Source organism: Sphingorhabdus sp. (assembly GCF_040079335.1).
GTDB lineage: Bacteria > Pseudomonadota > Alphaproteobacteria > Sphingomonadales > Sphingomonadaceae > Sphingorhabdus_B.
Map to the genome: position 1 here is coordinate 1 of NZ_JBEBKL010000005.1, position 26,104 is coordinate 26,104.

The window sequence follows — 26,104 nt, forward strand, 5'->3', positions numbered from 1 at the left end:
TGACACCACCTAGTCCCGAGCAGGATTTTATCATGGGAGGGCGCGCTTATACGTCGTGCCGACGTGGCTTTGATGGCGTAGATGGATTGCCATCATGGCTATCTTCCATCTCTCGGTAAAAGTTATCAGCCGCGCCAGCGGGCGCAGTGCTGTTGCAGCTTCGGCCTACCGTGCAGCCGAACGGCTGCACGATGAACGGCTCGACCGCGACCATGACTTCACGAACAAGGACGGCGTCGTTCATTCCGAAGTAATGCTGCCCGAGGGCGCACCGCCCGAGTTCGCCGACCGGGAAAAGCTCTGGAACGCGGTCGAGGCCGCCGAGAAACGTAAAGACGCGCAGCTTTCCCGCGAGGTAGAGTTCGCGATTCCGCGCGAGCTGAACAAGAGCCAAGGCATTGCGCTGGCCCGCGACTTTGTCAAAGCCGAGTTCGTTGAAAAGGGCATGATTGCCGACCTCAATGTCCACTGGGATATCGGCAAGGACGGGCTGGCCAAGCCGCACGCGCATGTCATGCTGACCATGCGCGAAGTCGGGAAGGATGGGTTCGGCGCGAAGGTCCGGGAGTGGAACAAGTCAGAGCTGGTCGAGCAGTGGCGCGAGCGCTGGGCCGATCATGTTAATCAGCGGCTAGTCGAACTCGACATCGACGCCCGCGTCGATCACCGCAGTCTGGACGCGCAAGGCATCAAGCTGGAGCCGCAGGACAAGATTGGCCCGGCTGCCTCACGCATCGGTGGGCGCGGGCTTGAGGCCGAACGCATCGAGGAACATCGCGCTATTGCACAGCGCAACGGCGAACGGATCATCGCAAATCCCTGTGTCGCGCTTGATGCGATCACGCACAGCCAAGCCACCTTCACGAACCGCGACCTCGCCATTTTCGTGCATCGGCACAGCGACGGAAAGGAGCAGTTCGATGCGGCGCTAAGTGCAGTGCGAACATCGCCCGATTTCATCGCGTTGGGCAAGGACGGACGCGGTGATGACCGCTTCACATCGCGCCAGATGATTGAGACCGAACAGCGGTTGCAGCGCGCATCGGAATTGATGGCTGAGCGCGAACGGCATCGCGTTGGCGAGGACAAACAAACGAGCGCGCTGGCGCGCGCCGAAGAGCGCGGCTTACTGCTATCGGGAGAGCAGCGCGCGGCGTTTGAGCATGTTACAGACGGGCGCGGCCTGAGCGTCGTTGTCGGCTATGCAGGAACCGGCAAAAGCGCGATGCTTGGCGTCGCGCGCGAGGCTTGGGAAAGCGCTGGCTACACTGTTCGCGGCGCTGCGCTATCGGGTATTGCCGCCGAAGGACTGGAGAAGGGTTCGGACATTGCGTCGCGAACCATTGCCAGCCTTGAACATCAATGGGGCAAGGGCCGCGAGCATCTTACTTCGCGCGACGTGCTGGTGATCGATGAGGCGGGCATGGTCGGCACGCGCCAGATGGAGCGCGTGCTGTCCCGCGCTGCCGATGCAGGCGCGAAAATCGTGCTGGTTGGAGACCCGCAGCAGTTGCAGGCCATTGAAGCCGGAGCGGCGTTCCGTGCCATCCACGAACGGCATGGCGGCGTCGAAATCAGCGAAGTCCGCCGCCAGCATGACGGCTGGCAGCAGGATGCGACCCGGCACCTTGCCACCGGGCGCACCGGACTTGCCATTCAGGCCTATGGCGAGCGCGGCATGGTGCATCCAACCGAAACGCGGGAGGCAGCGCGCGAAGAGTTGATCGAGCGTTGGGATCGTGACAGGCAGGGCAGTTCCGGTGATACACGGATCATCGTCACCCACACCAATGACGAGGTGCGTCAACTCAATGAAGCGGCGCGCGGGAAGATGCGCGCGAGCGGAGAGTTGGGCGGCGATGTCTCGGTGAAAGCCGAGCGTGGTGAACGTGCATTTGCGTCCGGCGACCGCATCATGTTCCTTCGCAACGAGCGCGGGCTTGGCGTCAAGAACGGCACACTGGGCATCGTCGAGCAGGTAAAGCCGCAGCGCATGGCGGTGCGCACCGACGACGGCCGTGCAGTGACGTTCGACACCAAGGACTACGCGCATGTCGATCACGGCTACGCTGCCACGATCCATAAGGCGCAGGGCATGACGGTAGACCGGACGCATGTGCTCGCCACGCCGGGAATGGACAGCCACGGTGCCTATGTCGCGCTGTCCCGCCACCGTGACGGCGTTGACCTGCATTATGGACGCGATGACTTTGCCGATCAGTCGAAACTTGTTCGCACGCTCAGCCGTGAGCGCGGCAAAGACATGGCAAGCGACTATAACCCAGAACAGCAATTTGCCGAGCGGCGCGGGATCACCTTTCGCGAACGCATCATTGAAATCGCAAGGCAATTGCCAGAACGGGCAAAGTCGATCTTTGCGGGCTTCCGACCTCAAACGCAAAAGCTCGAAACTCTTCCCGCCGAACAGCACGGGCTTTCCAACCAGCGTCGTGCGGTCGAACGCTTTGCCCGTGCCGCCGACGATATGGCGAAGATGCGCGAGCAAGGATTGCCAGTGCTTCCCCACCAATGGGAGGCATTGGAAAAGTCTGGGAAGGCGCTCGACGCGATCAGGCCCAATGCTGCCGCCGACCTTGCGAGCGCGTTACAGCGCCAACCTGAGTTGACCCGCGAGGCAGCCGATGGTCGAAGCCAAGGCGCGATCCGCGCCATGCAGCTTGAATCTGAAATCCGTGTTGATCCTGTGCAGCGCGCCGACCGCTTTGTGAATGACTGGCAGCGGCTAGGGCAGGTACGCGCCGTCATGCAGCAAGGCGGCAACGACAATGGTGCAGGCCGTATCGCAGGGCGCATGGCTGACATGGCGAAAGGTCTGGAACGCGACCCACAGGTGGAATCGCTGCTCCGCAACCGGACGCGGGAACTTGGTCTCGGCAAGGACATCGGGCGCGATTTGTCGCGCGACCTTGCCGCGTCTGTGTCGTTCGAGCGAACCCGCTCGATTGGAATGAGCCTGTAGGAGAAGTGAAGTGGATAATGCCGATACCGAAGAAGTGACGCTGGACATTGAGGAGGAGGCCGAAGCGGAGCTACAGCCAAAAATGGCCGCGGTCGAGAGCGACCCCGCTGCCGAAGCATTCGCAAGGCTTGAAGGCGAATTGGCCCTCATGCGGCGGGCAGTCCAGCATCTAGCCGCCGAGCGAGCGGATATCATTATCCCGGATTATGGGGCGACCCTGACGGAGATGACAAAGCGGCTCGAAGAGATGGCAGAGAATCTTGATTGCATCGAGGAACACCCAGCCATGCAGGTGACTCCCGATAGCTTTGGCAGGCGGATCGAAGCCGCAGCGGAGGCAGCGCGGCGCGGCGATCAAACGCGAATCAACAACGCATATAATGAGCTTCGGCAGGCGACGCAGGATATGCGCAGTGTCACATCCCACGCCCGCAATAGTGCGGACCAACGCCGCAAGGTTTTTCAGGCGGTCGGAGGCGGAGTGCTGGGCGGCATCCTTCTCTGGTCGTTCCTTCCCGGAACTATCGCCCGTGCCCTTCCGGAAAATTGGCACTGGCCCGAGCGAATGGCAGCGAGGATGGTCGGCGAATCGTCGCGCTGGGATGCAGGCACGCGCCTCATGCGCAGCGAAAGCCCTCCGGCTTTGAACGCGCTTGAGCGGGCAGCCGATTTGCTGCGCGACAACCGAGAGGCTATCGAGGCTTGCCAGAAATATGCCGCGAATGCGAAGCAGCCGGTGCGTTGCACGGTCAAAATTCGGGCTGGGAGCGAGCATCGCAATTGACGGCCAAGCATCATATCATCCGATGTTCGGTTCCACCGAGGCCCAGCACCACCCAATATGTCCAATTCAAAATGTGGGAACGAGTGTGGGTTCAGATTTTTGAATGGGCCATTTATTCTTTTGAAAACAAAGTGATAAATGACTTGAATGGTAGACGCTGAGGGGTTCGAACCCACGACCCGCTGATTAAGAGTCAGCTGCTCTACCAACTGAGCTAAGCGTCCCCATTTCAGGTGCGGGGCAGATCCCTTCGCACCGGTTTGGAGGGGCGCCTTTGGCGGGATTCGGTTCGGATGTCAATCCCGGTTGCGACCAAATGTTGAGCTTAGCTAAAGGCGCGCCTTCCCGGGTGGCGTTCGATCGACATGATGATGCCGACGCAGATCATCATGGTCAGCATCGACGAACCTCCGTGGCTTACAAAAGGTAAGGGCAAGCCCGCGACAGGGGCGAAACCGACGACCATCAAAAGGTTGATCATGATGTAGAAGAATATTGTGCAGGTGAGCCCGCCCGCAACCAGTTGGCCATAGCGGTTAGTGCTTTCCATCGCGACTTTCAGGCCCCAGCGCATCAGCAGCACATAGAGTGATATGATGATCAGCCCGCCGAGCAAGCCCCATTCCTCAGCCATCGTTGCAAAGATGAAATCGGTATGGCCTTCGGGCAAATAATCGAGATGGCTTTGCGTGCCATTTCCAAAGCCCTTGCCGAATATCCCGCCCGATCCGATCGCGATTTTGGACTGGGTGATGTGATAGCCTGCGCCCAGCGGATCATTTTCGGGATTGAGGAATATAAGGACGCGGTCCTGCTGATAGGGGCGGAGGCCGAAGAAGAAGACCAGAGGGGCAAGTATCGCGACTGCCAGTCCGCCGCCGATAAAATAGATCAACGGCCAGCCAGCAAGGAATCCGACGACTGCTGCGCAGAAAATATAAGCCAAGGCCGCGTCGAAATCGGGCTGGATGATGACGAGGATGCTCGGCACCACGAGCATGATAGCGACTGGCCAGATCGCGTCCCAGCCGGTGATTTTGGATGGCGGCAGGCGGTCAAAAAACCATGCGGTTACCAGCACCACTGTCGGTTTCATCAATTCGGACGGCTGAAAGGTGATGATGCCCAGGTTGATCCAACGCTGGCTGCCCCCGCCGGCAAAGCCAATCAACTCCACCGCGATCAGCATGAGCAGCAATATGATGTAGAGCGGGAAAGTGATTTTCTTCCAGAAATCGAGGGGAAGGCGCGACATCACGACGGCCATCGTCATCAATACGCAAAAGCGCAGGAAGTGGTTTCCGGCCCAAGGGGCGAAGCTTCCCCCGGCAGCGGAATACAGCACAGCGGTCCCAAAGGTCGCGAGGCCGAACAGCACAAAGATGACGCGCCAGGGAAGCGCCGCTATCGGGGCCGGAACGATGCCGTTCACATCTCGCTCCGTTCGGTAGCGGGTACGCCTTGCCCTGCCTGGAAAGCAGCATATTGGCGCGCCATGCGTTCTTCGATGCCGCCGCCCCAGCCTGCCTCGAGTGCTTCGAGCGAGGCTATCGCCTTTTCGCGATCATAGAGGAATGTCAGCACATCCTTTGCCACCGGCGCCGCCGCACGCGCGCCGCCAAGTCCGTGTTCGATCACCACTGCGGCCGCATAACGTGGCTGCGCGACGGGCGCAAAGCAGACGAACAGGCCGTGGTCGCGATATTTGCGGGCGCCGCTCTGGCCCCGCTGTCCGCCTTTGATGGCTCGCACCTGCGCAGTTCCTGTTTTTCCGGCCATGGTGACATCGGGCAGATCGAGCCGGCTACGCACTGCGGTCCCCGCGCCATTGACAACCAGATCCATGCCGTCGCGAACGACCTGCAAATGCTCGTCGGGGAAAGGCAGATGCTGGGCGGCGCCGCGCTGTTTCAGCAGAATTTCGGGTTCGAGCATCCGCCCCGAAGCGATCCGCGCGGCCATGACGGCCAGTTGGAACGGGCTGACGCTGACATAGCCCTGTCCGATGACCGCATTCAGCGTGTCTGATCGGCTCCACGCTTGGCCATATTTCTTCTGCTTCCAGGCGCTGTCGGGAATTGTGCCATAGCGTTGCGACTGGAAAGGAAGGGGGAATTCCTGACCGAGGCCGAGTTGCTTTGCGGCCGGCGCTATCGCATCATAACCGACGCGGTTGGCCATTGAATAGAAATAGGTGTTGCAGCTCTTCATGATGGCCGAACGCATGTTCATCGATCCGTGTCTGCCAAGGCATTTGAAGACGCGATTGCCAAGCCGGTAGCCGCCACCGCAGCTGACTGTCTCCTCGGGATCGATGCCATGCTTCAGGAAAGCCAGCCCCGCCATCGGTTTTAGCGTCGATCCGGGTGGATAGAGCCCCTGCAGCGATTTGTTGAGCATCGGGATGCGCTCATCCGAATTGAGCATTTTCCATTCAAGGCGACCAATGCCTTCGGAAAAGCTGTTCGGATCGAAACAGGGCATCGAAACCAAAGCGAGGATATCGCCCGTCAGGCAGTCAATCACCACGACCGATCCTGATTCGACCCCCAAACGCCGCGCAGCATAATTGTGCAGATCGATATCGATAGTCAGCTGCACCGGCTTGCCCGGCGTATCGGAACGGGTGGAAAGCTCCCTCACGATCTTGCCGCGCGCAGTAACCTCGGTCCGCTTAGCACCAGGCTTACCGCGTAGGCGCATTTCCATCGTCTTTTCAAGACCCTGTTTGCCAACCTTGAAGCCAGGTGTGATCAGCAACGGGTTTTTGTCGAGCCGATATTCCTCGGCGGAAACCGTACCAACATAACCGAGCAGATGGCCCACCGCAGCACCGCTGGGGTAAAAACGCGAAAAGCCCTGCCTTGGGCTGATGCCGGGCAGGTCGGGCAAGCGCACACTGACCCGGGCGAAGCTTTCATAATCTAGGCCCGCTGCCACCTGCACCGGCTGGAAGCCCTGCGCTTCCTTCAGTTCCTTTTCGATCCGCTCAACATCTTCCTGTTTGAGGTCGAGCAACCGGGTCAGCGTGCCCAGCGTCTGTTCGCGGTTTTGCAAGCGGTCGGGAATGATGTCGACACGAAAATCGGCGCGATTGGTGGCGATGGGTTTGCCAATCCGGTCGATGAACCAGCCGCGGCGTGGCGGGATCAGCGTCAGGTTGATGCGGTTGCTTTCGGATGCGAGCTTGTATTTTTCGTTCTCGGCAACCGCGATATAGGCCATCCGCGTGGCAACCACGGCACCGACAGTCGCCTGCACCCCGCCGATGAAAAGTGCGCGGCGGGAAAAGGTGAATTCCAATTGTCCGGTTGTCGGCCCGCGCTTCTCGTTCATGTAGCGAGCCGCCAGCCGTCGAGATGCGCGCACAGCCTGACCGCAAGCGGGTAAAACAGGATCGAGACGAAAATCTGCGGCACGATGATGGAAGCCTCCGGCGCTTGGTAGGCCAGTTCGGTGATGCCAAGCCCGGCAAGCAAGGCGACCATAATCAGCACCGATGCGATTAGCCAGTCCCGCAAATGATCGCGCCACACGCCGCGCAGGTCGAGCAGTTCGATAGCGATCATGCACAGCGACCAGACAAAGGCCGAGCTGCCAAAGGGCTGACCGTTATACAGATCGTCGAACAACCCCAGCGGCAGTCCGATCCAAGCAGGCCACATGCCGGGCCGCATCAGCCGCCAGGCGAGGAGGATCAACAGGCCAAAGGGCGGGAGCAATGGCGTTCCCGCCACCAACGGCAAAGTCGATGTCGCCATCGAACCTGTCATCACCGAGAGAATCGGGACGAGCAGCATCCTTGCCGGCGACTGCTCGCGATCGATGCGGCTTTCATATTCGCGGCCAGTGCCCAGCAGTTTGCGCCCTGTTGCAAGCAACTGGTTCATTCGGCCGATTCGCTCTTCGGCAAAGCCTCCAACGCTGTGTCGAGCACTTGCTTTGCGGCTTGCTGATAGGGCCTCAACACCATCACATGTTCGCTCGAGGCAGGGCTGGCAATCGGGCGGGCGAGGGCACCGTCATTGGTTTTTCGGACGACGGTCGCAAAGGGGATGTTGGGCGGATAAAGCCCGCCGCTTCCCGAGGTGGTAACCACTTGGCCACGTTTGAAATTATTGACCCCTAGATCCACAGGCCGGATCATGATCGTGCCATCGCCAAGGCCGCTGGCCAGCGCGGGCAAGCCATCGGGCACCCGGATGACGGGGATGACATTTTCCGCATCAGACAGCAGCAATATCTTGGCCGTTGTCGGGCTGGTTTCGATGACGCGACCGATCAAGCCGCGTGCGGCCCGCACGGGATAGCCAACCGCGACGCCATCGCTGCTGCCCACCGACAATATGGCGATCCGGCGGCTGCTCGAAGCTGTGCTGCTGACCAGATTGCCGATTGCTACGACATTGTCTGCTTCCTCCTGCTGAAGGTTGAGCAGGATTTTCAGTTCGCGATTTTCCACGCGTAGCGCATCGGCCTGAATCAGCTTGGTCTGGTTTGCGGCAACCTGTCGCTTCAGCGCAGCATTTTGCGAAGCCGCATCAAGATAGGCTGAGGTGTTCTCGCCAATGCCAGCGATGCTGCGGCGGATGGCGTGAAAGCCGCGCGCGACAGGCGCGGTCACTTCGGCGGCACCCGCTCGCAGCGCGGCAAAACCCGTCGGATCGGCAATCGAGATCAGCAGCAATATGCCAGCCACAATCGCGCCGGCAATCGCCAGCACATAGGTTACAAACAGGCTATATTGCGCTCTTCGGGAAAAACCCGGGCGCCGATGCCGTGGCGGCGCCATCCCCTTGTCCCAGCTTTATGCGGTGAGGAGGACGCCGCGGAAGACTGGGTCTTCCATTGCGCGCCCGGTGCCGATGGCGACGCAGGTCAACGGATCTTCGGCAACGGTGACGGGCAGACCCGTTTCGTCGCGCAGATGCTCGTCCAGTCCCTGCATCAAAGCGCCACCGCCGGTGAGCACGATGCCCTGATCGACGATATCGGCGGCCAGTTCGGGTGCGGTGTTTTCCAGAGCGATGCGCACACCTTCGACGATGGTGCCGATGGGTTCGGACAGTGCTTCGGCAATCTGGCCCTGGTTGATCGAGATTTCCTTGGGAACCCCGTTCACAAGATCACGGCCCTTGATGTGGATCGTGTGACCAATGCCGTCGGCAGGCGCGCGAGCGGTGCCGAAGTCCTTTTTGATGCGCTCTGCGGTGGCTTCACCGATCAGCAGGTTATGGTGTCGGCGAACGTAAGAGACGATGGCTTCGTCCATCTTGTCACCGCCGGTACGCACCGAGGTGGTGTAAGCGAGGCCGCGCAACGAAAGCACTGCAACTTCGGTGGTGCCACCGCCAATGTCGACGACCATCGAGCCGATGGGTTCTGTCACTGGCATGTCGGCACCGATCGCAGCTGCCATCGGTTCTTCGATCAGATAGACCGCGCTCGCGCCAGCATTCGAGGCCGCATCGCGGATCGCGCGCCGCTCGACGGAAGTCGAACCTGACGGAACGCAAATCACAATTTCGGGATAGCTGAACATGCGGGGCTTGCCGTGCACCTTGTGAATGAAGTGCTTGATCATCTGTTCGGCGACATCAATGTCGGCGATCACACCATCGCGCAACGGACGGATCGCCTCGATGCTGTCAGGGGTCTTGCCCATCATCAGCTTGGCGTCGTCGCCCACAGCTTTGACGCGCTTGATGCCATTGATCGTTTCGATGGCGACCACCGAAGGCTCGTTCAAAACGATGCCCTGTCCGCGCACATAGACCACGGTATTCGCCGTGCCGAGATCGATTGCCATGTCTTGCGAGGCAAACCGGAAAAGCTTGAACATTCTCTAATCTTCCACCCAGAAAGAGGTTTGTGGGATTGCGGGCTGAAATGCCTTTGATGACGGCGCGTCGCAATCGCGTCGCACTACAGGAATTTGCCGTCTTTCAAAACAGCAAAATCGCGCTTCTTCACCATGAAAGGATTCGCTTGAGGGCGGCGCTTGGGCTAGGTGCGCGCAGATGTCAATAAGAAGGCTTCCCGACGCGCTTATCAACCGGATTGCAGCCGGTGAAGTGGTAGAAAGACCGGCCAGTGCGTTGAAGGAACTGGTTGAAAACGCCATTGATGCGGGCGCGCAGAATATTTCGATCAGGCTGGGTGCGGGCGGACTCGATCTGGTCGAGGTCACCGACGATGGCTGCGGGATGACGCCGGACGAGATTGCGCTGGCGCTGGAACGGCATGCGACTTCGAAACTGCCCGACGACAATATCGATCAGGTTTTGACGATGGGCTTTCGCGGAGAGGCCCTGCCGTCGATCGCCAGCGTTTCGAAATTCAGCGTCGAAAGCCGGGTGCGCGGCGGCGAAGGCTGGAATCGGGTCGTCGACCATGGGCAACTGGTCTCCGAAGGGCCAGCTGCGATTCCGCCGGGCACGCGGGTGCGGGTCGAAAACCTGTTCGCCAATATACCCGCGCGGCGCAAATTCCTACGCAGCCCGCGCGCCGAATATGCAGCCGCGCTTGATGCGGTTCGGCGGCTGGCGATGGCGCGACCCGATATCGGCTTTACGCTTGAACATGACGGGCGACGGACGTTGGCGGTGCAGCCGGGGATGGACCGGCCCGAACGCGTTGCCGCGCTGACCGCGCCCGAACTGGCGGACAACAGCGTTGGACTCGATTTCCAGCGCGAAGGGATCAGCCTTGGTGGCATCGCCTCGCTGCCGACTTACAATCGCGGCGTTGCCGATCATCAATATCTGTTCGTCAATGGGCGGCCAGTAAAGGACCGGCTGCTCGTCGGTGCGGTGCGCGGTGCCTATGCCGAGATGCTGGCACGTGATCGGCATGCGGTGGTAGCTCTTTTCCTCGATGTGCCGCCGAGCGAGGTTGACGTGAATGTCCACCCGGCCAAGACCGAAGTTCGCTTCCGCGATCCGGCATTCGTGCGTGGGATGATCGTTTCGGGATTGCGCCATGCCATCGATCAAGCAGGCTTTCGCAGCGTGCAGCGACCTGCCGAGGCGGCGCTGGCCAACTGGCAGCAGGAACCTGTGCGGACAGCGCAAGGCGAGATCTTCGCCGCACCGCCAACTGCCTATCAAGGCAATTATGCGCGCCGTCCGGCTTTTGCCGGACTGTCAGAAGCGCGGTCGAGCTTTGCCGATCTGGCGGCGATTGCCGGTGAAGATTTGGCTCCCTTGATGGGCCGCGCCGAGGCTTCGACAGAAGCTGTGCCCGAAGCCGTCCGTCATCCGTTGGGCGTGGCCCGCGGGCAGGTGGCGGCGACCTATATCGTCGCCGAAGCTGAGGATGGCCTTGTCATCGTCGATCAGCATGCGGCGCATGAAAGGTTGGTGCTCGAACGGATGCGCGCCGCGACCGCACAGGGCAGGGTGGCAACCCAAGGCCTGTTGGTGCCCGACGTCGTCGAGCTGGAAGAAACCGCCTGCGACCGGCTGGAGGCGCGGCTGGCCGAATTTGCCGATCTGGGCCTCGAAATCGAACGCTTCGGCCCGGCAGCGATGTTGGTCCGCTCTGTGCCCGCCTTGCTCGGCACCAAAGATGTCCAGTCGCTGATTCGCGATCTTGCCGACGATCTTGCCGCCTATGACGAAGCGATCAGCTTGAAAGAACGGCTCGATCTAGTCGCGGCAACCATGGCCTGCCACGGCTCCGTCCGCGCTGGCCGCGTGCTGAGCGTGGCTGAGATGAATGCTTTGCTCCGCGAAATGGAAGTTACGCCTCGTTCGGGCCAGTGCAACCATGGCAGGCCGACCTGGGTGAAACTGGCGTTGGGGGATGTTGAGAAGCTGTTTGGGAGGAAGTGATTACTCGCCCGAACCCTCCGGATTTCGTACCCTGATCAAGCCCGTCGAAACCATCGACATTACCGCAACATTGTCCTGATTGAACACCGTGGTGCGTCCGACAAAGCTGCCCATTTCCGGGCGCGATTTTGAGCGGCGTTTAGAAAGTATTTCGTTTTCGATGCGCAATGTGTCGCCGGGATAGACCGGTTTCAGCCAGCGCAGTTCGTCGATGCCGGGGGAGCCGAGGCCGGCCTGCTGGTTGACCTTCATATTGTCGACCATCATCCGCATCGCCATTGAGCCGGTGTGCCAGCCGCTGGCGGAAAGGCGCCCGAAATAGGTTTGGGCTGCGGCTTCGTCGCTCAAATGGAAGGGTTGTGGATCATATTTGCTGGCGAATTCGATCACTTCCTCGCGGGTGACTTCATAACGGCCATAGCTGGATTTGGTACCGACAACGATGTCTTCGAAGTGGAGCATAAAATATTGGTTCCTAATCGATAATTGGAATTTGCGGCGCAGCATCGCGTGGCAAATGGCCGGTCAGGCGCGGGTCGGGAAAGGTTTCGAGCTGACGCTGATAGGGGATAAAGCCACTTTTGACATAGAAGCCTAGCGCGCCGGGTGCATCGAGTGTGCAGGTATGTACCCAAAGCCGTTCAACCCCATTGCGCGCCCATGCGGCCTGCAGCGCCATCGCCATCAGCCAGCGCCCATGACCCTTGCCATTGAGCGCTGGGATGAGACCAAAGAAAGCCAGTTCGCACTGGCCGCCTTCACGGAAGTCGAGTTCGAGAATGCCGACCTCGATCCCGCGCCGGTCGGTCACAGCCCAGATCATCACGTCGGGATCATGGATGATCGCCGCCAGTTCTTCATCCGGCATCACCAGCCGTGAGAACCAGAGCCAGGGTTCACCAACGCGGCGGTAGAGCAGGCGGTATTTTTCGAGGGCAGGGGCCTCCCACCGCTCTAGCCGCAATTCACCTGCCGGCATTGGACGCAATGGCGGGCGCTCGGTCATTTCGAGCGAGGTGACTATTGCGGCGATATGGCCGTTGGGAATCGCGGAGTAAGCCAAGGGTCTATTCCCAGACCACCTCGGGCGGCAGGCTCATCAGGATTGCATCGACATTGCCGCCGGTTTTCAGGCCAAAGGTGGTGCCGCGATCATAGACAAGGTTGAACTCGGCATAGCGGCCGCGCCAGATGCGCTGTGCCTGCTTTTCCGTCTCGCTGAATTCCTGCCCCATCCGCTTGCGCACAATCTTGGGGAAGCTGTCGAGAAAGGCCTCACCCACTTCACGGGTGAAAGCCAGATTCCGTTCGAACATCGTGTCATTTTCGCATTCGAGATGGTCGTAGAATATCCCGCCCACGCCGCGATGCATTTGGCGGTGGGGTATCCAGAAATAATCGTCGGCCCATTTCTTATAGCGTTCATAGACGTCCGGACCATACGGCGCACAGGCCGCGCGCAACCGGGCGTGGAAATCTTCGGTGTCTTCGTCATAGGCAATGGGCGGGTTAAGGTCCGCCCCGCCACCAAACCAGCGCTTGGTGGTTGCGAGGAAGCGGGTATTCATATGCACGGCGGGCACATGCGGGTTGGCCATATGCGCGACCAGACTGATACCGGTTGCAAAAAAGCTGGGGTCTTCAGCGGCGCCATGGATGGTCTGAGCGAATTCGGGGTTGAACGCGCCGCCCACGGTAGAAACATTGACGCCGACCTTTTCGAAGACCTTGCCCTTCATCACGCCGCGCACCCCGCCGCCACCGGGCGAGCCGTCATGATCGGTGCGGTCCCAGCCGAGATAGTCGAAGGTTGCGTCCGATCCGGCTTCGCGTTCGATCGCTTCGAATTCGGCACATATCCGGTCGCGAAGGCTTTCGAACCATTCGCGGGCGGTTTGTTGCTGGACGTCGAGCGTCAGCGTCATGGCATAATCTCCAGTGGCAATTGCCCCGTTTGGCGCAGGGCTTCGGATAGCGCGATGCCAGCCGACACGGCAACATTCAAGGAGCGAAATCCGGGTTGCATCGGAATCCGGATGCGCAGGTCGCTGGCTGAATGGACATGATCAGGTACGCCGGCGCTTTCTGAGCCAAAGAGCAAGATGTCGCTGGCCATGAAATCGGTTTGGTAGAGGGAGTTTGAGCCCTTGCTGCTCATCAGCGCAATCCGACGACCTTCGTCTTTGGCATTTTGGTTGAAAGCCTGCCAGTCCGCAAAGCGTTGCACCTCGACGGCTTCCGCATAATCCATGCCCGCCCGTTTCAGCGCCTTGTCCGAAAAGGGAAAACCGCATGGCTCAATGATCGCGCAGGGCACGCCAAGGCACGCGCTCAGGCGCAAAATCGTACCGACATTTCCCGCGATGTCTGGCTGGTAAAGGGCAATTTTCAAATCTGGTTCCGTTTTTTGCAACTTATGCACAGGCGAATGACACATATTAGCCAATTTCCCGGTTGGCAAATCGGGCGCAACGCGTCTATGAGGCCGCGGAATCACAGTTGGCCTGCAGGCAAGACTGTGCAAGAATGACAAGAATATAGGGGTTAACCGCGCGACACTTTGTCGCATCTCAGCGGAGTTTGAGGGCAAAACATGGCTACGGTCGAACAGGCGGAAAGCATGACAGAAACAGTTGCCGAAGATGGCGTTCGCCGTCGGGATTTTATACACATCGCTGCAGTCAGCTGGGCAGGCGTTGGTGCCGCCGCAGTTGCCTTGCCGCTATTGAATCAGATGGGGGCCAGTGCCGATGTCCGCGCGCTCGCTTCGATCGAGGTCGATGTGTCGGCGATCGAGCCAGGTCAGGCGATCAAGACCAGCTGGCGCAAGCAACCGGTCTTCATCCGTAACCTGACTCCGGCCGAAGTTGTCGAAGCCAACAAGGTTGCCGTTAGCACTCTGCGCGATCCGCAGACGCTGGCCGAACGCACCAAGCCCGGCAAAGAAAACTGGCTGATCTCCATGGGTGTCTGCACCCATTTGGGTTGCGTGCCGCTGGGCGCTGCCGCTGGTGAAGTTAAGGGCGAGTTTGGGGGCTATTTCTGCCCCTGCCACGGTTCGCACTATGATACCGCCGGCCGCATCCGCAAGGGTCCGGCACCGCTGAACCTGCAGGTTCCCGAATTCGCATTCATGTCCGACACAGTCGTGAAAATCGGTTGAGGAGCGCACCGAAATGAGTTTCCCTTGGGCCAACGAGTATAAGCCTCAGCATCCGGTGATGCAGTGGGTCGATGAACGCCTGCCGCTCCCCCGTTTTGTTTATAACGCCATCGGGAGCGGCTACGCTGTTCCGCGTAACCTCAACTATTGGTGGAATTTCGGCGTGTTGTCGGGTGTCGCCTTGGTGATCCAGATCATCACCGGCATCATCCTTGCCATGCATTATTATGCGAGCATCGATGGCGCGTTCAACAGCGTCGAACATATCATGCGCGATGTGAATGGTGGCTGGTTCCTCCGATATGCGCATATGAACGGCGCCAGCTTCTTCTTCATCGTGGTCTATATCCACATTTTCCGCGGGCTGTTCTACGGCTCGTACAAGGCGCCGCGCGAAATGGTGTGGCTGCTCGGTGTGGTTATCTTCCTGCTGATGATGGCAACCGGCTTCATGGGTTATGTGCTTCCCTGGGGGCAGATGAGCTATTGGGGTGCGCAGGTGATCACCGGCTTCTTCTCCGCCATTCCGGTTGTGGGTGAGCCGCTGCGCCAGTGGCTGCTTGGTGGTTATGCGCCTGATCAGGCAACGCTGAACCGCTTCTTCTCGCTGCACTATCTGTTGCCCTTCGTCATTCTGGGCGCAATCATCCTGCACGTGTGGGCGTTGCATATTCCGGGTTCTTCGAACCCAACCGGTGTTTCGGTGAAGGCGGAAAGTGATACTGTGCCTTTCCATCCTTACTACACTGCGAAAGACGGGTTCGGGCTTGGCCTGTTCCTGCTCGCCTTTGTGGCCGTGACATTCTTCTCGCCGAACATGCTGGGTCACCCGGACAATTATATTCAGGCCAATCCGCTTTCGACGCCGGCGCACATCGTGCCTGAATGGTATTATCTGCCGTTTTATGCGATCCTCAAGGCGTTCACGGTCGATTTCGGTATTCCTTTCACGGGTATTGTTATCATCCCGGCGAAGCTGATGGGCGTGCTCGCAATGTTCGGTTCGATCTTGCTGCTGTTCTTCCTGCCTTGGCTGGATACCTCGCCAGTGCGCTCGGGCAATTATCGCCCGCTGTTCCGGAAGTTCTTCTGGTTCGGCTTGCTCCCAAGTGTCGTTGCTCTTGGCTATTGCGGCATGATGCCAGCAGAGCAGCCCTATGTGATGATCAGCCAGATAGCTGCTGCCTATTATTTCGCGCACTTCCTGATCATCCTGCCGATCGTGTCGCGGATTGAAAAAACCTTGCCGTTGCCCAACTCTATCACCGAAGCGGTCACCGGCAAGCCGCTCGAAACTGCTGCTGCCTAACAGGGAAAGAATAGCATCATGGTCCGTCTTATCGCTGGTCTGGTCGGCTTGTTCTTCAGCGGAATGCTGCTGATCTCGCTCGTCACGGGTGCATATACTGCAGTTACCGAACCTGTTCCGCCCACCGTGGAATCGCAATTCCTCAAGCATCCGAAAAAGGTGTCGTTCAAGCATGACGGCCCCTTCGGTTCCTATGACAAGGCGCAACTGCAACGTGGCCTGAAAGTTTACGCCGAAGTCTGCTCTGCCTGCCACAGCCTCAATCAGATCGCCTTCCGTAACTTTGAAGATCTTGGCTATAGCGAAGATGAAGTGAAGGCGATTGCCAAGGGCTGGAAGACCGAGATTCCCTCGATCAATCCGGAAACCGGCGAGCCGGCTACGCGCCCGGGCCTGCCAGCGGACAAGATACCTTCGCCCTATGCGAACGAAACAGCTGCGCGCGCAGCCAATAACAACGCACTTCCGCCAGATCTTTCGTTGATGACCAAAGCACGCCACAACGGCACCGCCTATGTCTATTCGCTGCTGACCGGTTATCAGGCTGTTCCGGCAACTTTGCCCAAGGAAAACCGTCCGGGCACCGGGCTGCACTACAACCCCTATTTCGCCAACCTCAACCTTGCGATGGCCCCGCCGCTGACTGGTGACGATCAGGTGACGTTTGACGATGGCACCAAGGCAACCAAGGACCAGATGGCCAAGGACGTAGCTGCTTTCCTGACATGGACTGCAGAGCCAAAGATGGAAGCGCGCAAGACCGCTGGCTGGGCGTCGCTGATCTTCCTGATCATCTTCACTGCCCTGTGCTATCTGTCATACCGCACCATCTGGGCCGACAAAAAGCATTGATCGAAAAGAAGTCATGGTCTCGTGGCGGGTGCCCCCGCTGCGAGACTACAATACCTTTGAAGATGATTTTTGGCGGCTTGGGAAAGCCGTTCCAGTGCCGCAAATGCGGGTCCAAGCTGATTTCCCCCAAACTGAAATCCCGTATCGGCATAGCCATCGGCGTATTCGCTGCTCTCACCGCGAGCACAAATTTTTTTGGAGTGCCACTTTTCATAGTGGTGCTTCTGGTGCTCGGTGCTGCAGTCGCCGAGTGGGGATTCCGGAAAGTATATCTGGTAGAAGAATGATTGACGACCTTTGAATGCAATGGCATTAGCGCCGCCATCGGAGCGGGCGGGTATAGCATAGTGGTAATGCACTAGCCTTCCAAGCTAGCTAGAGGGGTTCGATTCCCCTTACCCGCTCCAAACTTCCCACATTTTAAGAACACCTGCCGCTTTTACAGCCGTTACCATTTGCGACAATTTCATGCGCGCTTCGTATAGTTCTGCGACCTTTGCCTCCTAAACAGCAGGTAACCGGCCATAGCGGCTCTATGGACAGACACGAAGGTCAAGTGACATGAAAAAGAAACTCCTCATCGGCGGCGGCGCGGTTGCGACTGCTGCAATTGCCGCAGCAGTTGCCTTTGCAGCCCCCGGCCAGATGAGCAAAGCCGATGCCAACGGCGATGGCTCGCTCAGCAAGGCGGAAGTGACCGCGATGGCCAACACCCATTTCACCAAGATGGACGTCAACGCCGACGGCCAGATCAATGCTGTCGACCGTGAAGCCAAGCACAAAGCCAAGTTCGGCGAAATCGACACCGATAAAAATGGCAGCATCAGCGAAACCGAATTCACCGCAGCCCATGCAGCGCGTATGGCAGAACGTGGCGAACGTGGCGAAGGCAAGATGCGCGGCCATCACGAAGGTCGTGGCCATCATGGTGAAGGAAAAGGCCATCGCGGCGGTGGTGGCATGAAGATGCTCAAAATGGCCGACACCAACGGCGACATGGCGATCACCAAGGCGGAGATGACCGCCGCGATCGACGCCCATTTCACCAAAGCAGACACCAACAAGGACGGCCAGATTTCGAGCGCTGAGCATGATGCCATGCGCAGCGCGATGCGCGAACGCATGAAGGCTCCTGCCACAAACTAAGCCTCCTTCTCCCCTAGCGGGGCGGCTTCACCCCTATGACGCCGCCCCGCTTCCCCTTTACCGATTGGCGCGATAGTAACAGCCGATGCCCAAGACCCGCCCCCATATCCTGTTGGTCGACGATGAACTGTCGATCCGCGATCCTTTGGCGCGCTATCTGGAGAAACAGGGCTATCGCGTGACTGAGGCTGGCAATGCGGCGAATGCGCGCGATGCGCTCAAAGGTTATGACATTGATGTCGTCCTGCTCGATATCATGATGCCGGGTGAAGACGGGTTAAGCCTGACGCGCTTCATCGCCGAAAATGCCGGCCCGCCGGTCATATTGCTGACCGCACGTTCCGAAGAAGCCGACCGGATTGTAGGTCTCGAAATCGGTGCCGATGATTATGTCGTCAAACCTTTTTCTCCGCGCGAACTGGTCGCGCGGATCAAAGTGGCGCTACGCCGTACCAACGGTGCGCAGCCTGCCAATGGCAATGGCGGCACCATCTGGGCCTTTGATGGCTGGCAGTTGAAGACCGCAGAGCAGCAATTGTTCGATCCGCACGGCGCACTCGTGCCGCTGTCGTCCGGCGAGTATCGCTTGCTTGAGGCGCTGGTGGAGCGGGCAGGGCAGGTGCTCAATCGGGATCAACTGCTCGACCTCACCAAGGGCCGCATCGCAGGGCCGTTCGACCGCGCGATCGACAATCAGGTCAGCCGCCTGCGCCGCAAGCTGGAGCCTGACACCAAGGACCCGAAATATATAAAGACGATCTGGGGCGGCGGTTACCGCTTCTCGGTTGAAGTGCAAAAGTTTTGAGAATGGCGAGATGGCTCCGATTCTTCCCGAAGACGCTGACTGGCAGGATAATGCTGGTAACGGCGCTCGGCGTGCTGCTGGTGCAGGGCATCAATACCGTCATACGCTATCGCGCGTTTCAGGGGCGTTCGGTTGTTGAGGCTGCATCTCATCTGGCTGCGACGGTCGCCAACCAGATGGAACTTATAGATGCAGGCGCCAAAGATTCGCTGATCCGAAAGCGGAAAGTGGCCATCTGGATAACTGACCGGGCGCTACAGCCCCCCAGCTTTTCCAGCACCGACGAATTAGCTGAACGAGTGGCTGCGCCCCTTCAGTCGATCTATCCACAAATAGATTCGGTGCGATTGTCTAAGGGCCCAGAAAGTAACCTTCCGCAAAATATGCGCGAACCTAAATTCGACCATCAAGGCCGCCCCTGGATTTCGAGGGGCGGGAAGATGCCGAAAGAGGTGCTTCTGCTAACGCTGAAGTTTGACGATGGCCGATGGGTCCATGCCATTTTGGGTGTACGACCACACTATTCCCAGCCCTTGACCTTGATCGCAATCGAGACTTTGCTGATCTATCTCGCCGTGATGATCCCATTGTTGCTTGTCATTCGGCAGATCTCGAAGCCGTTGCGCCAGTTGAATGATCGTCTGGCGCATGAAGGTTTAGCCAGCGGTGCTCCTCCGCTCGAGCCGCGAGGGCCGGACGACATCCGCAGCCTGATCGACAGCTTCAACGCGGCGGAACAGCGCGTCAACGCGATGCTGACTGAAAAGGATGTTATGCTCGGTGCCATTGGCCATGACCTGAAAACGCCGTTGGCCTCGCTGCGCGTGCGCATCGAATCTGTCGAGGATGAAGATGAACGGATGAAGATGGCGGCGACCGTCGACGAGATGGTTCACATCCTCGACGATATATTGATCCTCGCCCGCCTCGGCAAATCGGCAGAGGCGCTGGTGCTCACCGATGTTAGTGCGCTGGTGGAAATGGTCGCCGATGAACTCGACGGCGAGGATCGCCTTAAGGTCGTCGAGAGCGCTGAAAAATGCCGCGCCGCTGTCCGCCCTGTCTTGCTGCGTCGGGCTTTGCGCAACCTGATGGGCAATGCGCTACAATATGGCGGCAAGGCGCAGATTTCGACCGCGTGCGACGGAAACCAGTTGTCGATCACGATTGACGATCAGGGGCCGGGATTGACGACGGAGCAGTTGACCAACCTGTTCGAACCGTTTGCGCGCGCAGAAAGCTCGCGCAACCGGGCATCGGGTGGTTCGGGGCTCGGGCTGACCATCGCCCGCGCGATTGCCCGGGCGCATGGCGGCGATGTGGTTCTGGAAAATCGCGCTGAGGGCGGTTTGCGGGCGATTTTGCGTATCAGCAAGAAACTGGGCTGACTTACGAAGGTCAGATCCCGCTGGGCTGTTTCTTCCAGCTGCCGCTCGCCTGATATTCGCTCTTCACATCGCCATTGGTCGGCAGCTTGCCGCCAGCATAAGCCGCGTCGCCACCCTTTGCTCGGGCGTCTGCAGAATAGTCGGGCACATTGTAGCTTTGTGCGCGGGCAGGGCGATAGGGTGAGATGTCGGCATAAGCTGCGGCGCCGGTTGACCCACCAGCCAGCCCGGCCTTGGCAGCAGCGATGGCTTCGGCTTCGGCTTTCAGGCGAACCGCCGCAAATTGGCGTTCATATTGCTTCTGCAATTCGATCGGATCGAGCAGAGGTGTCGCTTCGGCATTCCATGCGCGTGGCTTGGGACCCGGGAATGGCTCGCGGCCAGCATGGCTGCGGAAGAAGGCAGAAGGGCGGCCTGCGCTGCCTTTCCAGCTGTAGAAACGATGGGCACCGATGGTGCTGATGAAGTTCAGGCTGGGGGCCCAATAAGGATAAACATATGTCGCGTGATAATGCGTCGCCATGCCCACAGGTGCATAAACCGAACCTGACAGCGCCTGCATCGCAACACGCTGTGCGCGCAGCCAGGACGGGCGTGCAGGGGTGCGCGCCATCGATCCGTCGCAGCTATAGCTGAACTGGCAACCGGTGGAGCGTTCCGACCCTTGATAGATCACGCCGCAGACGCTGTTCGGATAGGTTGGGTGGCGCATACGGTTGATGATTACCTGCGCGACGGCACGCTGGCCTGCATCGGGTTCATTCGCCGCTTCATAATAAATCGCGTCGGTCAGGCATTTCAGCGCCCGACCATAATCGACTGTTCCTGCCTTCATGACAAAGGGGGCCGCGGCAGCATTGGTTTCGAATGCCGATAGATCGGCCTTGGCAACCAATGCCGATGTTTCCGGCGAAATGCTCGCCGACGACTTCGCCAGTTTGAGTTCGGGTGCCGCAGGGGCATTCATATCCGGATCAAGGAAGAAGAATGCCGAACCCGAGAAATTCTCGTCTGCCCGTTCGGCGGCATCCGCAAGCAGATCCTTGGTCGAAGGCTTGCTCGGTACACTCCACGCCCATTGGGCAGAACTCGGCAATAGGGCTAACAGCAGGAAGGCGACAACCACCAGCAGCACCTCGCGCCAGCCGAACAAGCGCCGTTGGCGCTTGGCAGGCGCTTGCCGTTTTGGCGGCGCGCTATCAGTCTGGAACGGTTGGTGCAGCATGGCTGTGACGAAAGTTATACCCCTGTAACGAGTCGCCTATAGGCGCAAAGCATTACAATCTGGAGTGCTATTTTGGCGCTGTTCCATCGCGGGACGCGCGGAAAGCCTTGGATTAACGCGACATATTTTAACGGCGCTTGTAAAAAATTGTGCAGCGCAGCAACAAACTTGCGTTTGCAGCGGAAATAGGCGCTTTTGCTTGCACCATCATCGGCATCGCGCCTAGAAGGCCGCCCGCAATAGACTTAGTGGAGTAATGAAGATGGCGGCGAATTGGACGCCCGAAAGCTGGCGCAACCATGACGGCAAGCAGATGCCGACCTATCGCGATCAGCAAGCGCTGGCCGCGACGGAGGCAACGCTGCGCAACTTTCCGCCGCTGGTATTCGCCGGTGAAGCGCGCAACCTGACCTCGGAACTCGCCGATGTGGCAGAAGGAAAGGCGTTTCTGCTACAGGGTGGCGATTGCGCCGAAAGCTTTGCCGAATTCCACCCGAACAATATCCGCGATACCTTTCGCGTGCTGTTGCAAATGGCCGTTGTCCTGACCTTTGCCAGCAAGCTGCCGGTCGTGAAAATCGGCCGGATGGCGGGCCAGTTTGCCAAGCCGCGCTCGACCGATACCGAAGTGATCGATGGTGTAGAGCTTCCCAGCTATCGCGGCGATATTATCAACGACATCGCCTTCGAAGCCGTTGCGCGCGAGCCCGATCCCGAACGTATGGTCAAGGCATATAGTCAGGCTGCGGCGACGCTGAACCTGCTGCGCGCCTTCAGCCAGGGCGGCTATGCAAACCTGCAACAGGTGCATGCCTGGACGCATGATTTCATGGGTCGTTCGCCCTGGGCGAAAAAGTTCAAGGATGTGGCTGACCGTATCGGTGAGGCTCTGGCCTTCATGGAAGCCTGCGGCATCACGCCGGAAACGGTTCCCCAGATCAAGGGTACCAGCTTCTACACCAGCCACGAAGCGCTGCTATTGCCCTACGAACAGGCGATGACGCGGCAGGATTCGCTGACCAATCAGTGGTATGACACCTCGGCGCATATGCTGTGGATCGGCGACCGCACCCGCTTTGAGGGTTCGTCGCATGTCGAATTCCTGCGCGGAATCGGCAACCCGATCGGCATGAAATGCGGGCCCAGCTTGGAACCGGATGCCTTGTTGAAAATGCTCGACACGCTGAACCCGGCACGCGTTCCGGGCCGGATGACGCTGATCACGCGCTACGGCCATGACAAGATCGAAACCGGTCTGCCAAAGCTGGTGCGCGCGGTGAAGCGCGAAGGCCATCCGGTTATCTGGTCGTGCGACCCAATGCATGGCAATGTAATCAAGTCGGCCAGCGGTTACAAAACCCGTCCATTTGAACGGATATTGGCAGAAGTGCGTGGTTTCTTCGCCGTACACCGGGCGGAAGGCAGCTTTGGCGGTGGCATCCATATCGAGATGACAGGCCAGAATGTCACCGAATGCACCGGCGGTGCGATTGCTGTGACCGATGAGGCGCTCGCAGATCGCTATCATACGCATTGCGATCCACGCCTGAATGCGGCGCAGTCGCTCGAACTGGCCTTCTTGCTGGCAGAAATGCTCAATCAGGAATTGGCTGAACGCGCCAAGCAGGCTGCGTGATGACAGGCGAACGTGTTCGCATAATCCAGCGCGATGTCGTCAAATCGGGCATCGGCTTCGGCAGCGCGCTGGCGATAGTGATCAGTTACACCGCGCATAAATCGGTATTGTGGGCGATCATCCATGGATTTTTCAGCTGGTTTTACGTCGTGTATTTCCTGCTGACGCGGTGAGCGCCCTCTGCTAAAGACCCTTCATGGGGTCGCGCCTGCTTTTGAGTTCGTTGATGCTGGGTCTGGCTGCTTGTGCCGGTCCTGTGGAAACGCGTGTGAATAGCGCAGGGCCCGGCATTGCATCATCGACGACCATCTTTCAGGAAGCTCTTCCAACCTCCTCAACTGCCGCACAAGCACGCGCTGCTGTGATCACGCTGTTAACGGAAAAGGGTTATCGCGAAACACAGGCCGGCGACGTCCAGCTTCACGTCGCCTTTGCGGAGCGCGATGCAGCGATATCGGTAAAAACCAAGTCCGGCGATACCGTGGCGGACATTGCCGCTGCCAAAGCGCACAAGCCGCTGCAGAGTTGCGCCGATCGAGAGATGCGGCTGGCGGTCACGTTGACGCGCATTACCGACGGTATAGAATTGTATCGCGGCACGGCGTCAGAATATCATTGCAAGGCGCAAATGGTGGAGGTTCTTCCTGCTCTGGTCACCGCTGCCCTCGCCGATCTTTCGCAGCCCAAAGGTGCCTATAAAATTACGCGTCAGGGTCTGGAATAGGATCTACCGCTTCGGGCAAGCGAAGGTGGAAACATGCGCCTTTCGTGCCATTTTCTACCCAGACCTTGCCACCATGCCGTTCCGCAACCGCACGGACATAAGTCAGGCCAAGGCCGCTGCTCTTGATGCGCGCATCGGGCGCCGACCGAGCCGCAAATCGGGTAAACAGTCTGGGCAGCAGCTCAGGGTCGATACCCGGCCCATTATCGCAAATCGTCAGCTCGAGCATATTCCCTGCAACATCGCTGATGCGCCGGGTGGTTACGAGTATCGAACCGCCAAGCGGGCTGAATTTGACTGCATTGTCGAGGATATTGGTAATCGCCCGGCTCAGGCTGTCCGGCTCTGCCAGCACAAATGCGCTGTCGCTTTGATCGGTGACTTCTATCGTCACTTCGCGTTCCCGCGCCAGCGGCCAAAGGTTGTCGGCAATATCGTGCGCAAGGTTGGCCAGCAAAACATCGCTGCCTTCGAACGGACTTTCGCCCATGCGCGCGACATCCACAAAGTCCTGCGCCAGCGCGATTGTCCGGCGGGCGTGACCCTCTATGCGGCGGCTGACATCCTTGTCCGGCACGGTAGGTAGCAAGGCGATAATGGCTGACTGGGGCGAACGCATATCGTGCGACAGCAGTTGCAGCGCTTCCTCGCGATCGTTTTCCGCCTGCGCCAATGCGCTGATATCCGCCAGATAATGGATTTGCCCGACATGCACATCGACGTCGTTGACAACCGGGGCGCTACGCATAACAAAATGGCTGCCGTCAGGCGAGACAAAGCGCACAAATGGCTGGTGATCGCCGTCTGGTTCGCGCTCTATCTCTCGCAAATACTCATCAACATTGCGCCGGTGCGCGGGCGCAACAATGCGATCGAGCAAAGATTTCAGCGTCGTGCCTTTCAGCTTTGGTCCCAGATACTCCTCGATCCGATGGTTCGCCATTGTCACTGTGCCGACGGTATCGGTCACGAACATCGGATCGGGCAAATGCTCCAGCGAATCTGAAACAAAGCGTCGCAGATCGCGCAAGTGGTCGATGGCGCTGCCTAGGGCTGCACTTTGCCGCCCGACCAAATCGCTCCCTCGGTCGGGGTTCAGTGCCAACGGAACGATCTCGCCCTCGCGCTCGAGTTCGCCCAGTTCGCTCTGCATGAAGGCGCTCATCGCCTGCAGACGACGCCAGCCCCACAACGGATAGACCAATATGATGCCGATCAGCGCGGCACCCGACGGAAACCAGATATTCGCAGACAAGGCGCTCGTGCTTGCCAACAACACGGTCGCAATCAGGCACAGCGAAACGATCAACGCCGTTCGGGGTTGCCAGCGCAGAAAGCCCAGCATCAATAACCACATAGGCAAAAGTGAGAGCAGGGCAATTTGCCAAGTCGGCGCCGGTGTGATGAAGCCATCACGGCGAAGTGCGGCAACCATATTTGCCATGATTTCAGATCCAGATACGATGCCACCATCGCTGAAGGGGGCAGGATAATTGTCCCCCATTCCGGCGGCAGTAGCACCGATGATGATGTCGCGCCCTTTGACCAATTGTTCGGGAATGCCGCCTTCCAGCGCATCGGCGAAGGAAATTTCCGAATAACTGTCGCGCGGCGCATAAGGCAGGAGCAACTCCTGCCCGCAACGCGGCATTCTAGCAAATGCACGAGAGGGCCGTGCGCCGTTGCGATACACCAGTTCGGCCAGATGCGGCCAGCGACGCTCATCGCTGGCAAAGCAGAGATTTACCCGTCGCACGATACCGTCATTGTCAAAGGTGATGTTGACGTGCCCCACTCCTTTTGCCGCCGCACCAAGTGTGGGCAGCGGATATTCGGTATCATAGGCTTTGCCATCGCTTCCGGGGCTGTGAAAATTCAGCGGCAGGAAAACCGCGCCGGACTTTCGCATCGCGTCGGCCAGTGCGCTATCATCAGCCTCATTGGCGGCTTCGCTCATCAGCACGTCGAGCAATATGGTGCGGGGGCCGGCGGCGGCGAGTTTGTCAATCAGTCGCGCATGGATATTCCGGTTCCACGGCCATTTGCCAATCCGGGCCAGACTGGCTTCGTCGATATTGATCAACAATATCTGATCGTCAGGCTGTGGACGGGAGAACGAGGAAAGCTGGTCGTAAACCAGATTGTCGAACGCAGAAGTGCCGCGCCAGTGCGTCGCCAGTATGACGGCGAGCGTGCCGAACAAGGCAATCAAAGCCCATTCGATCAGCAATCGGCGACGAAGGTTCATGTGTCGTCG

24 protein-coding genes and 2 tRNA genes are annotated in these 26,104 nt (G+C 59.0%); 14 read left to right on the top strand and 12 right to left on the bottom strand.

Annotated features, from left to right (window positions below; translation table 11 throughout):
* Positions 1 to 94 precede the first annotated feature (94 nt).
* Both traA and ABL922_RS02730 read left to right on the top strand, forming a co-directional pair.
* Entirely contained in the window at positions 95 to 2,980 is a 2,886-nt protein-coding gene (gene traA, locus ABL922_RS02725; RefSeq protein ID WP_349022673.1) for a Ti-type conjugative transfer relaxase TraA, read from the top strand.
* A 10-nt stretch (positions 2,981 to 2,990) separates the two neighbouring features.
* Positions 2,991 to 3,764, top strand: coding sequence for a DUF6118 family protein (locus tag ABL922_RS02730; protein WP_349022674.1), 774 nt, complete (start codon positions 2,991 to 2,993; stop codon positions 3,762 to 3,764).
* A 148-nt stretch (positions 3,765 to 3,912) separates the two neighbouring features.
* On the opposite strand, the gene ABL922_RS02735 is transcribed toward ABL922_RS02730, so the two are convergent.
* The 6 genes from ABL922_RS02735 to ABL922_RS02760 form a co-directional block, all read right to left on the bottom strand.
* Positions 3,913 to 3,988, bottom strand: a tRNA-Lys gene (locus ABL922_RS02735).
* Positions 3,989 to 4,089: 101 nt separating this feature from the next.
* On the bottom strand, positions 4,090 to 5,196 hold the full coding sequence (rodA, locus tag ABL922_RS02740) for a rod shape-determining protein RodA (RefSeq protein WP_349022675.1): 1,107 nt from the start codon (positions 5,194 to 5,196) through the stop codon (positions 4,090 to 4,092).
* Positions 5,193 to 7,100: a penicillin-binding protein 2 gene (gene mrdA / locus ABL922_RS02745; protein ID WP_349022676.1), complete on the bottom strand. Its 1,908-nt coding sequence runs from the start codon at positions 7,098 to 7,100 to the stop codon at positions 5,193 to 5,195. Before mrdA ends, rodA begins: the two co-directional genes overlap by 4 nt.
* A complete protein-coding gene (gene mreD, locus ABL922_RS02750; RefSeq protein ID WP_349022677.1) occupies positions 7,097 to 7,654 on the bottom strand; it encodes a rod shape-determining protein MreD in 558 nt (185 codons plus the stop codon). The genes mrdA and mreD overlap by 4 nt, the downstream gene beginning before the upstream one ends.
* Positions 7,651 to 8,556, bottom strand: a complete 906-nt coding sequence (gene mreC / locus ABL922_RS02755) for a rod shape-determining protein MreC (RefSeq protein WP_349022678.1) — start codon at positions 8,554 to 8,556, stop codon at positions 7,651 to 7,653. The genes mreD and mreC overlap by 4 nt, the downstream gene beginning before the upstream one ends.
* A gap of 15 nt (positions 8,557 to 8,571) precedes the next feature.
* A complete protein-coding gene (locus ABL922_RS02760; RefSeq protein ID WP_298598190.1) occupies positions 8,572 to 9,606 on the bottom strand; it encodes a rod shape-determining protein in 1,035 nt (344 codons plus the stop codon).
* A gap of 178 nt (positions 9,607 to 9,784) precedes the next feature.
* On the opposite strand from ABL922_RS02760, the gene mutL reads away from it, so the two are divergent.
* Positions 9,785 to 11,599 (top strand): DNA mismatch repair endonuclease MutL, encoded by a 1,815-nt coding sequence (gene mutL, locus ABL922_RS02765; protein WP_349022679.1) that lies wholly within the window; start codon positions 9,785 to 9,787, stop codon positions 11,597 to 11,599.
* On the opposite strand, the gene ABL922_RS02770 is transcribed toward mutL, so the two are convergent.
* From ABL922_RS02770 to ABL922_RS02785, 4 genes are read right to left on the bottom strand one after another with little or no spacing between them, the layout of a single operon-like run.
* Entirely contained in the window at positions 11,600 to 12,061 is a 462-nt protein-coding gene (locus tag ABL922_RS02770) for a MaoC family dehydratase (protein WP_349022680.1), read from the bottom strand.
* A 13-nt stretch (positions 12,062 to 12,074) separates the two neighbouring features.
* Positions 12,075 to 12,662: a GNAT family N-acetyltransferase gene (locus ABL922_RS02775; RefSeq protein WP_349022681.1), complete on the bottom strand. Its 588-nt coding sequence runs from the start codon at positions 12,660 to 12,662 to the stop codon at positions 12,075 to 12,077.
* A gap of 4 nt (positions 12,663 to 12,666) precedes the next feature.
* Complete coding sequence (gene hemF / locus ABL922_RS02780) at positions 12,667 to 13,524, bottom strand: oxygen-dependent coproporphyrinogen oxidase (protein ID WP_349022682.1); 858 nt, start codon at positions 13,522 to 13,524, stop codon at positions 12,667 to 12,669.
* Complete coding sequence (locus ABL922_RS02785; RefSeq protein ID WP_349022767.1) at positions 13,521 to 13,991, bottom strand: tRNA (cytidine(34)-2'-O)-methyltransferase; 471 nt, start codon at positions 13,989 to 13,991, stop codon at positions 13,521 to 13,523. The genes hemF and ABL922_RS02785 overlap by 4 nt, the downstream gene beginning before the upstream one ends.
* Before the next feature lie 228 nt (positions 13,992 to 14,219).
* Between ABL922_RS02785 and petA the strand changes: the two genes are divergently transcribed.
* The 8 genes from petA to ABL922_RS02825 all read left to right on the top strand — a co-directional run bounded on the left by petA (position 14,220) and on the right by ABL922_RS02825 (position 20,262).
* A complete protein-coding gene (petA, locus tag ABL922_RS02790; RefSeq protein ID WP_349022683.1) occupies positions 14,220 to 14,762 on the top strand; it encodes a ubiquinol-cytochrome c reductase iron-sulfur subunit in 543 nt (180 codons plus the stop codon).
* Between the two features lie 13 nt (positions 14,763 to 14,775).
* Positions 14,776 to 16,071 carry a cytochrome b/b6 gene (locus ABL922_RS02795; protein ID WP_349022684.1) on the top strand — a complete coding sequence of 432 codons (1,296 nt, stop codon included), beginning with the start codon at positions 14,776 to 14,778 and terminating at the stop codon, positions 16,069 to 16,071.
* An 18-nt stretch (positions 16,072 to 16,089) separates the two neighbouring features.
* On the top strand, positions 16,090 to 16,923 hold the full coding sequence (locus tag ABL922_RS02800) for a cytochrome c1 (RefSeq protein WP_349022685.1): 834 nt from the start codon (positions 16,090 to 16,092) through the stop codon (positions 16,921 to 16,923).
* Between the two features lie 56 nt (positions 16,924 to 16,979).
* Positions 16,980 to 17,210, top strand: a complete 231-nt coding sequence (locus ABL922_RS02805; RefSeq protein ID WP_349022686.1) for a hypothetical protein — start codon at positions 16,980 to 16,982, stop codon at positions 17,208 to 17,210.
* A 46-nt stretch (positions 17,211 to 17,256) separates the two neighbouring features.
* A tRNA-Gly gene (locus tag ABL922_RS02810) sits at positions 17,257 to 17,330 on the top strand.
* Between the two features lie 154 nt (positions 17,331 to 17,484).
* Positions 17,485 to 18,069, top strand: coding sequence for an EF-hand domain-containing protein (locus ABL922_RS02815; RefSeq protein ID WP_349022687.1), 585 nt, complete (start codon positions 17,485 to 17,487; stop codon positions 18,067 to 18,069).
* Between the two features lie 85 nt (positions 18,070 to 18,154).
* The gene (locus ABL922_RS02820) at positions 18,155 to 18,874 is read left to right on the top strand and encodes a response regulator transcription factor (RefSeq protein ID WP_349022688.1); all 720 of its coding nucleotides are present in this window, start codon (positions 18,155 to 18,157) and stop codon (positions 18,872 to 18,874) included.
* 2 nt (positions 18,875 to 18,876) lie between these two features.
* Complete coding sequence (locus ABL922_RS02825) at positions 18,877 to 20,262, top strand: ATP-binding protein (protein ID WP_349022689.1); 1,386 nt, start codon at positions 18,877 to 18,879, stop codon at positions 20,260 to 20,262.
* 10 nt (positions 20,263 to 20,272) lie between these two features.
* Here the strand turns inward: ABL922_RS02825 and ABL922_RS02830 are convergent, their stop codons facing one another.
* Positions 20,273 to 21,487 (bottom strand): cell wall hydrolase, encoded by a 1,215-nt coding sequence (locus tag ABL922_RS02830; RefSeq protein WP_349022690.1) that lies wholly within the window; start codon positions 21,485 to 21,487, stop codon positions 20,273 to 20,275.
* A gap of 262 nt (positions 21,488 to 21,749) precedes the next feature.
* Between ABL922_RS02830 and ABL922_RS02835 the strand changes: the two genes are divergently transcribed.
* Genes ABL922_RS02835 through ABL922_RS02845 form a run of 3 tightly spaced genes read left to right on the top strand, consistent with a single transcriptional unit; the run spans position 21,750 to position 23,847 of the window.
* On the top strand, positions 21,750 to 23,123 hold the full coding sequence (locus tag ABL922_RS02835) for a 3-deoxy-7-phosphoheptulonate synthase class II (RefSeq protein WP_349022691.1): 1,374 nt from the start codon (positions 21,750 to 21,752) through the stop codon (positions 23,121 to 23,123).
* On the top strand, positions 23,123 to 23,296 hold the full coding sequence (locus ABL922_RS02840) for a hypothetical protein (protein WP_349022692.1): 174 nt from the start codon (positions 23,123 to 23,125) through the stop codon (positions 23,294 to 23,296). The genes ABL922_RS02835 and ABL922_RS02840 overlap by 1 nt, the downstream gene beginning before the upstream one ends.
* Positions 23,297 to 23,319: 23 nt before the next feature.
* On the top strand, positions 23,320 to 23,847 hold the full coding sequence (locus tag ABL922_RS02845) for a hypothetical protein (protein WP_349022693.1): 528 nt from the start codon (positions 23,320 to 23,322) through the stop codon (positions 23,845 to 23,847).
* On the opposite strand, the gene ABL922_RS02850 is transcribed toward ABL922_RS02845, so the two are convergent.
* Positions 23,825 to 26,095 (bottom strand): CHASE2 domain-containing protein, encoded by a 2,271-nt coding sequence (locus tag ABL922_RS02850; RefSeq protein WP_349022694.1) that lies wholly within the window; start codon positions 26,093 to 26,095, stop codon positions 23,825 to 23,827. The genes ABL922_RS02845 and ABL922_RS02850 overlap by 23 nt on opposite strands.
* Between the last annotated feature and the right edge of the window lie 9 nt (positions 26,096 to 26,104).